Source organism: uncultured Campylobacter sp. (genome assembly GCF_938018145.1).
Taxonomy (GTDB): domain Bacteria; phylum Campylobacterota; class Campylobacteria; order Campylobacterales; family Campylobacteraceae; genus Campylobacter_A.
This window is the reverse complement of record NZ_CALIII010000436.1, coordinates 1-1832: the sequence shown is the minus strand read 5'-3', so window position 1 is coordinate 1832 and position 1832 is coordinate 1. Positions and strand designations below refer to the sequence as shown.

The 1832-nt window shown below is 46.3% G+C and carries 3 protein-coding genes; 2 read left to right on the top strand and 1 reads right to left on the bottom strand.

Annotation, left to right across the window (positions count from 1 at the left end; translation table 11 throughout):
* The coding region (locus Q0338_RS10265) for a cysteine permease (RefSeq protein ID WP_298086638.1) at nucleotides 1-395 on the bottom strand (395 nt) is incomplete at its 3' end.
* A 94-nt stretch (nucleotides 396-489) separates the two neighbouring features.
* On the opposite strand from Q0338_RS10265, the gene Q0338_RS10260 reads away from it, so the two are divergent.
* Together Q0338_RS10260 and Q0338_RS10255 are read left to right on the top strand one after the other, a co-directional pair.
* On the top strand, nucleotides 490-867 hold the full coding sequence (locus tag Q0338_RS10260) for a RidA family protein (RefSeq protein ID WP_298086637.1): 378 nt from the start codon (nucleotides 490-492) through the stop codon (nucleotides 865-867).
* Between the two features lie 21 nt (nucleotides 868-888).
* On the top strand, nucleotides 889-1832 hold a 944-nt coding region (locus Q0338_RS10255; RefSeq protein WP_298086636.1), incomplete at its 3' end, for a DUF945 family protein.

Below are 1832 nucleotides of genomic sequence, written 5' to 3'. Positions count from 1 at the left end.
TCGATGTAAATTCTGTAGTCGTAGTCAAGCCCGAAGTCGTCGTAAAATTTCTTTAAATTTATAAATTTTATCCCGCAAATTTCGCGTAGCTCGAAAAGCGGGTAGAGTTTGGAGCCGTTTTTGGCGACTAGATGCGAGGGCGCCAGCGTCGTAAACGAGCAAAACGCCGACGTGAGCACGAGTCCGGCTAGATCGCTGCAGCGCGCGGCCGCCTCGCGAAATCGCACTGGAATGCTCTTTTTATGCAGAAAAACGATGCGCGAGTTTTCAAATTTAGCGCAGATCGCGCCGCTCCAAAACAGATACGCATTGCCAGAAATTTCGGCGTTTCGCGCAAATTCGCAGCCAAGAACGTAATCATCCAAAAACTCGTTTGGCGCAAGGGTGATTTTCATATTTTCCGTGCCTTTCTTGCGGGAAATTATAGCGAAATTTGCTTTTTTGGCCGTAAATTAGATAATATGCGCCCAAATTTTACAAAGGACCAAAATGAAAAAGGTTATCTCTACAAAAGACGCCCCACAGGCGATCGGACCGTATTCGCAGGCGATCGAGGCAAATGGATTTCTGTTTATTTCAGGACAGCTTGGCGTTACGCCGGAGGGCAAATTTGCGGGCGAGGATGTGAGAGCTCAAGCTGAGCAATCGATGCTAAATTTAAAGGCGATTTTGGCGCAGGCTGGGCTTAGCTTTGAAAATGCGGTAAAAACGACGATTTTTCTAGCCGATATCGAGGATTTTGCGACCGTAAACGAAATCTACGCCAAATTTTTTAGCGAGCCGTACCCGGCTAGAAGTACGATCGCCGTTAAAACGCTGCCAAAAGGCGGCCTAGTCGAGATCGAGCTCATCGCGGCGACGAAGTAAAATTTAAAATCAAGGAAAAAAATGAAAAAGATTATATTTGCCCTCGCAGTCGTTTTGATCGCGGTTTTTGGAGTCGCATTTTACTGCTCGTCTAAGGCTAAGGAGTCCTACGATAGAGGCGTGGCGAGGCTAACTAGCGAGACTTTGAAGCTTGGATTTTTCAATATAAAAGCAAACGCGGTAGAAAACGACTACGACAAAGGGCTGTTTAGCTCGCGCGCGGTGCTAAAACTCGAGCTCACCGACGGCAACGATCCGGTCAAATTTGAAGCCAAAACGACGCTAAAGCACGGATTTGCTGAGCTATTTAGCGGATTTAAGGCTCATAGCGACGTCAAAGCGCTAACGCCCGAAGCCGCGCTCTATCTAAAGAAAATTTTCGGCACGGACGAGTTTTTAAGCATCGACGCGCTGATAAAACTTGATAAAACCCGCGACGTGATGCTAAATTTGGCCGATATCAAAACAAATGAAGATGACTCTAGCTTCGTAATCTCAAAGCCTTTTGCGAAGGCGCAAATCAAAGAAAATAAGATAAAATCCCTAGAAATCGGCGTTGGTAAAATAGGCGGCGGCGATACGGACGGCATGGATAAGGTTGATATAGAAAACGCCTCCGCGCTCATCGAGCTTAATGACTTTAAAGGCTTTGACGATCTCATGTCGTTTATAAACATACAAACTGCCTATGAAAATATAGCTAAAATCGGGGTGAAGGCCGATAAAATGAGCTTTAACAGCGCTAAGGGTTATGATTTTCCAAAATCGGTCGGCATTACGGGTATGTCGTTTTTGGCGCAGATAAAGCAAAACGCAGACGCAAATCTCCTCGATACGCTTACCGACGTGAGTTCGGGCGCGCTTGACGTGGACGGCAAAAAGGTGCTCACGCAGCTAAATTTGAGCCTAAACGAGAAAAACGTAAACAAAGAAGCGATGGCGATGTACGTCACCGACCCGAAAGA

Bases quoted from the DNA above. Each gene is read 5' to 3' on its own strand.
- Q0338_RS10260 (WP_298086637.1), top strand. From the start codon at position 490: ATGAAAAAGGTTATCTCTACAAAAGACGCCCCACAGGCGATCGGACCG.